This is a genomic window from Actinophytocola sp. (genome assembly GCF_050699915.1).
Taxonomy (GTDB): Bacteria; Actinomycetota; Actinomycetes; order Mycobacteriales; family Pseudonocardiaceae; genus Actinophytocola.
The window spans coordinates 1-4587 of the sequence record NZ_JBOHGA010000343.1 but is presented as its reverse complement, the minus strand read 5'-3'; the positions used below and the strand labels follow the sequence as shown (position 1 = coordinate 4587).

The 4587-nt window shown below is 74.2% G+C and carries 7 protein-coding genes; 2 read left to right on the top strand and 5 right to left on the bottom strand.

All coding sequences use genetic code 11. From position 1 onward, the window contains the following. Window positions 1–490 (bottom strand): FAD-dependent oxidoreductase (locus ACRDSK_RS32060; RefSeq protein WP_431445154.1); only part of this gene is annotated, 490 nt, incomplete at its 3' end. Then, on the bottom strand, window positions 487–1086 hold the full coding sequence (locus tag ACRDSK_RS32055; RefSeq protein WP_431445153.1) for a TetR/AcrR family transcriptional regulator: 600 nt from the start codon (window positions 1084–1086) through the stop codon (window positions 487–489). The genes ACRDSK_RS32060 and ACRDSK_RS32055, both read right to left, overlap by 4 nt. On the opposite strand from ACRDSK_RS32055, the gene ACRDSK_RS32050 reads away from it, so the two are divergent. After that, entirely contained in the window at window positions 1085–2755 is a 1671-nt protein-coding gene (locus ACRDSK_RS32050; RefSeq protein WP_431445155.1) for an FAD-binding oxidoreductase, read from the top strand. The genes ACRDSK_RS32055 and ACRDSK_RS32050 overlap by 2 nt on opposite strands. On the opposite strand, the gene ACRDSK_RS32045 is transcribed toward ACRDSK_RS32050, so the two are convergent. Both ACRDSK_RS32045 and ACRDSK_RS32040 read right to left on the bottom strand, forming a co-directional pair. Continuing rightward, the gene (locus ACRDSK_RS32045; protein WP_431445152.1) at window positions 2741–3202 is read right to left on the bottom strand and encodes a hypothetical protein; all 462 of its coding nucleotides are present in this window, start codon (window positions 3200–3202) and stop codon (window positions 2741–2743) included. The two genes, ACRDSK_RS32050 and ACRDSK_RS32045, sit on opposite strands and share 15 nt — an antisense overlap. A gap of 316 nt (window positions 3203–3518) precedes the next feature. Beyond that, on the bottom strand, window positions 3519–3902 hold the full coding sequence (locus ACRDSK_RS32040) for a DUF4232 domain-containing protein (RefSeq protein ID WP_431445151.1): 384 nt from the start codon (window positions 3900–3902) through the stop codon (window positions 3519–3521). A gap of 1 nt (window position 3903) precedes the next feature. On the opposite strand from ACRDSK_RS32040, the gene ACRDSK_RS32035 reads away from it, so the two are divergent. Beyond that, on the top strand, window positions 3904–4050 hold the full coding sequence (locus ACRDSK_RS32035; protein ID WP_431445150.1) for a hypothetical protein: 147 nt from the start codon (window positions 3904–3906) through the stop codon (window positions 4048–4050). Window positions 4051–4197: 147 nt separating this feature from the next. On the opposite strand, the gene ACRDSK_RS32030 is transcribed toward ACRDSK_RS32035, so the two are convergent. Beyond that, on the bottom strand, window positions 4198–4587 hold a 390-nt coding region (locus tag ACRDSK_RS32030; protein WP_431445149.1), incomplete at its 5' end, for a gamma-glutamylcyclotransferase family protein.

Sequence of the window (4587 nt, the reverse complement as noted above, 5' to 3'; positions counted from 1 at the left end):
GCGCCAGTGCCAGCGCCTCGGGCCCGGACACCCGACGGGGCGAGGGCAGCAGCGCCGACGGCGTGCGCGCGGTCCGGCGCAGCACGTCGCCGGCGCGCAGGCCGGCCATGACGAACGCCGCGCCGCCGCGGGAGATCTGCTCGTGCAGGGGAATCAGCTGCGGCAGCGCGCGCGACAGGTGCGGCGCCGTCCGCGTCATCAGGATGCCGCGCTCGACCGCACTCTCGTGCGCCAGCGCCACCTCGCCCTTCGCCAGGTAGCGCAGGCCGCCGTGCACCAGCTTGCTCGACCACCGCGAGGTACCGAACGCCAGGTCGTGCGCCTCCACCAACGCGACCGACAGGCCCCGTGCGGCCGCGTCGAGCGCGATTCCCGCCCCGGTCACCCCGCCGCCGATCACCAGCAGGTCCACGACCTCGCCGGCCGCGAGCGCGTCGAGCTCCGCGGCGCGGCGCGCGGCGTTGAGCGAGTTGTTGCCCGGGGCGCTCACGGTCGCAGCGCCACGTCGAGCAGGTGGGCCAGCTCCTCCAGGAGATCATCGAGCGAGAGGTCGGAGGTCGAGGGCCGGATGGCGAACACGTACGGCTGCAGCAGCAGGAAGATCGTCCGCGCCTGCACCGCGGGGTCGGCCACCCGGATCGAGTCGTCCCGCTGCCCGGCGGCGAGCTGCACGCGCAGGAACTCCTCGGTCATCCGCTGGCTCGTGCCGATCCGCTCCATGATGTAGGGCAGCAGCATCTCCGCGTCCCGCTCGATCACCGCGTGCATCAACGGGTTCGCGGCCAGGCCGCGGATCGTGTGCACCGACGCGACCACCAGCTGCCCGCGCGCGGTCGGCTCGGGGCGGGCGATCCGAGTGGCCTCCGCCATGATCTTGCCGAACTCGCGGGTGATCAGCGCGGACAGCATGCCGCGCACATCCGGGAACCGCCGGTAGAGCGTCATCCGGCTGACGCCCGCGGTTCTCGCCACGTCGCTCAGCGTCGTGCGGCGTACGCCGACCGCCAGGACGCACTCCCCGGCCGCGTCGAGCAACACGTCGTCCGCGACGCGGTTGGGTGACGGAGTGTGACGGATGGACGTCATGTGTCACACTATAGCGGTGACCGAAGCAAGGGACCACCTCGACCATCGCGTCCGTCGCAGTTGGACGCCGGCGGGCGGGCAGGATGCCATCCTGCCCCCTCACGCCGCCCGTTGGCTAGCCTCGAAGACCGGCCTGGTCGAGCGGAGCACGCCGGCCGCGCCCGACTCGGCGCTCGCGGTCGCCGAGTCCGCGCTGCCGGAGGTGGCGCGCAAGGCGCTCGAGGCCGCGGTCGGCGCCGACCATGTGCTGCGCAGCCGCGAGGACCGACTGGGCCGAGCGGGCGGTCTGTCCTATCTGGACCTGTTGCGGCACAGGGGAACCGGCGAGCTGACGGTGCCCGACGCGGTGGTGCTGCCGGCCGACCCCGACGAGGTGCAGCGGGTGGTCGAGGTCTGTGCCGAGCACGGTGTCGGGCTGGTGCCATTCGGCGGCGGCACCTCGGTGGTCGGTGGCGTGCAGGCGCTGCGCGGCACCAAGGAGTCGGTGGTCGTCGTCGACCTGTGCCGGCTCGACCGGCTGGTCTCGGTCGACCCGGTCTCGCGGCTCGCCGTGCTGCAGGCCGGCGTGCTGGCGCCCGAGGCGGAGCGGCTGCTCGCCGGGCACGGGCTCACGCTGGGCCACGTGCCGCAGTCCTTCGAGCGCGCGACGATCGGCGGGTTCGCCGCGACGCGCTCGTCCGGGCAGGCGTCGGCGGGCTACGGCCGGTTCGAGGACATGGTCGAGGGCGTCCGGCTGGCCACGCCGCGCGGCGAGTGGCGGCTCGGTGTGGCGCCCGCGTCGGCGGCCGGGCCGGACCTGCGCCAGCTCGTCGTCGGCAGCGAGGGCGCGTTCGGCGTGCTCAGCGAGGTGACCGTGCGGGTGCGCCGGCTGCCGGAGACCCGCCGCTACGAAGGCTTCGTGCTCGACGGCTGGTCGCGCGGCGCGGACGCGGTGCGCGAGCTCGCCCAGCGGCGGGTACTCGCCGACGTCACCCGGCTGTCGGACCCGCACGAGACGGAGATGGCCTTCTCGCTGTCCGGCGGCTGGAAGACCGCGGTGGTGCGGCGGTACCTGCGGGCGCGCGGGGTACTCGACCCCTGCCTGCTGGTGCTCGGCTGGGAGGGCGAGCCCGGCGAGGTCGCCGCCCGCCGCCGGGCCACGCTGCGCGCGCTGGGCTCGCTCCGCCCGATCTCGCTCGGTACGGCGGTGGGGGAGAAGTGGCGGCACGGCCGCTTCTCCGGGCCGCGGCAGCGGGACGCGTTGCTGGACATGGGCGTGTGCGTGGAGACCCTGGAGACGGCGACGTACTGGTCCGGCGTCGACACCCTGCGCTCGGCGGTACGGGCGGCGCTCGTGGACTCGCTGGCCACGCCGGGCCGCCGGCCGATCGTGGCCTGCCACATCTCGCACGCCTACGAGACCGGTGCGTCGCTGTACTTCACCGTGCTGACGCCGCGCGACCTCGACGACCCGATCGGCCAGTGGGCCCGGGCGAAGGCCGCGGCCTGCGCGGCGATCTCGTCGAACGGTCCACTTGGGACGATCTCGCACCACCACGCGGTCGGCGTGGACCACGCGCCGTACCTGCCGGCCGAGATCGGTTCGCTGGGCGTGGACGTGCTGGCCGCGGTGAAGCGCGAGCTCGACCCGGAAGGCGTGCTGAACCCCGGCAAGCTACTCGGACCGTAGCCGCTCCGGCTCGCGGCGGACGACCCCGAGCCAGACGATGCCCAGCATGCCGGCGAAGAACATCGGCCACGCGAACAGGAGGCGCGTGCTGATCGCCTGCTGGCAGGTGCCCACGTAGGTGGCGAGGACCGCGTCGTCGGCGCTGCCCAGGCCCTCGGCGAGCAGCGGGGTCTCGACGCCGCCGATGGTGTTGCCGCAGCTCACCGACGTCTGCTCGGCGTCGTCGAGGCCGGCGACGTGCACCGGCACCAGCGCCAGGATCAGGCCCAGCAGGAGCCCGGCCACGGCGAGCACCGACGCGAACGCGCGGGGGCGCAGCGTGATGGCGGCCAGCGGGTCGGCTGGTTCCGCACCCGACGTGCCGGCGGCTACCGGGGGCTCGACGGGCGCCGTGACCACCGGCTCACGCACCGTCGGCTGCGTCGCGATCTCGGTCTCCGGGTTCATGGCGCCAGCCTGCACGCTGACCTCGCGCGACACCAGGGAATCGAGCAAATTGTGGCCTGAGCGAAGAGATCGTCGCGGCCACCTCGGGGACGGCAGCCGCCGCCCCGGGACGACAGCGCCGACCTCCTCCGGAAAGCAGCCGCTGACCTCCTCTGGCGAGCGACCTCCGACCCCTCTGGATGGCAGCCCCCACCCTCTCCGGGGGGCGGCCCCGGTTCCAATTCTACCGGTGGGGTCTGACGGAAAGGGCTGGTCGCGGCTGGCTGTGGACAGCTTCGCCAGTTGTGGACAACTCCGCGGCGGAAGGAGGTGAGGGCTACCTGCGGAAGTAGGCGCTGCCGTCCACGCGACCGTTCGCGCACACCGAGCCGAAGTCGAACCGCACGCTGAACGCCAAGGTGTCGTCCGGCGGGATCACCCGGGCGCCCGACGACGCAGGCTCGCACGGGCCGTCGACCGGCTCGGTGCCGCTGGGCACCACGCCCCAGTGCAGCTTCTTGGCCGCGGTGCCGCCGGGCGGCAGGGTCACCAGGCTCGGACCCGGGTTCGGCTCGCGGGTCAGCCTGGTCGGCGTCGACCTGCCGGCGCCGTCGACGAGCTGCAGGCCGCCGTAGCCGTACAGGGTGCAGGTCCGGCCGGACGTGTTGGTCACCACGAGCTCGGCGTACCGGTTGCCCGCCGCGGCGTCGGACGGTGCCACGGTGCCCGACAGATCCGCGGCCCGGCACCGGCCGCCGGCGGCCGCGACGTCCTCGCTGGTGGAGGTCGACGGCGGTGTCGCCGGAGATGGCCGGGTCACCGGGCCGGACTCCGCCGGCGGCGACGTGACCGTGGGCGGGTTCGGCTGACTGTCCCCTGTGGACTCTCGAGGCGCACCGCACGCGCTCAGCACCGCGACCAGACCGACGGCCGCGCAGGCGGCCACGCGCATTCGCCGGACCACGGCGATCACCTCCCGCTTCCGGTCCTACCAGAGCGAACGCCCCGGTGCCCGCTCAGGCAGTCCTCCACGGAGTGGTGAGCTCGCGCATTCCGTCGAACGGGTCTACCCAGACGTAAGCCCAGGCCTGCCGCCCGCCGGCGAGCGTGACACGCACCCGCCGGTACTCCACGCCCTCGTAGTCGTCCAGAGTGGACAGAACACCCGCCGGGCGAGCCAGCTCGACCAGCCAGCCGGACACCCCGGGCCCGTCGCCGAGGCGCAGCGCCGGGTAGCCGAACCCGGTGTCGAACAGCGTGCCGGCGAGCCGTGCCCGCGCGGGCGCACCGGTGGCGTGCGGCTCGAGCATCGGCCAGTGGGACGCACCGGGCTGCAGCGTGCCGTACACGAACAGCCGGCGCGGCTGGTCCTGCGGCGACGGCGCGCCCTCGACCACCCGCAGCGC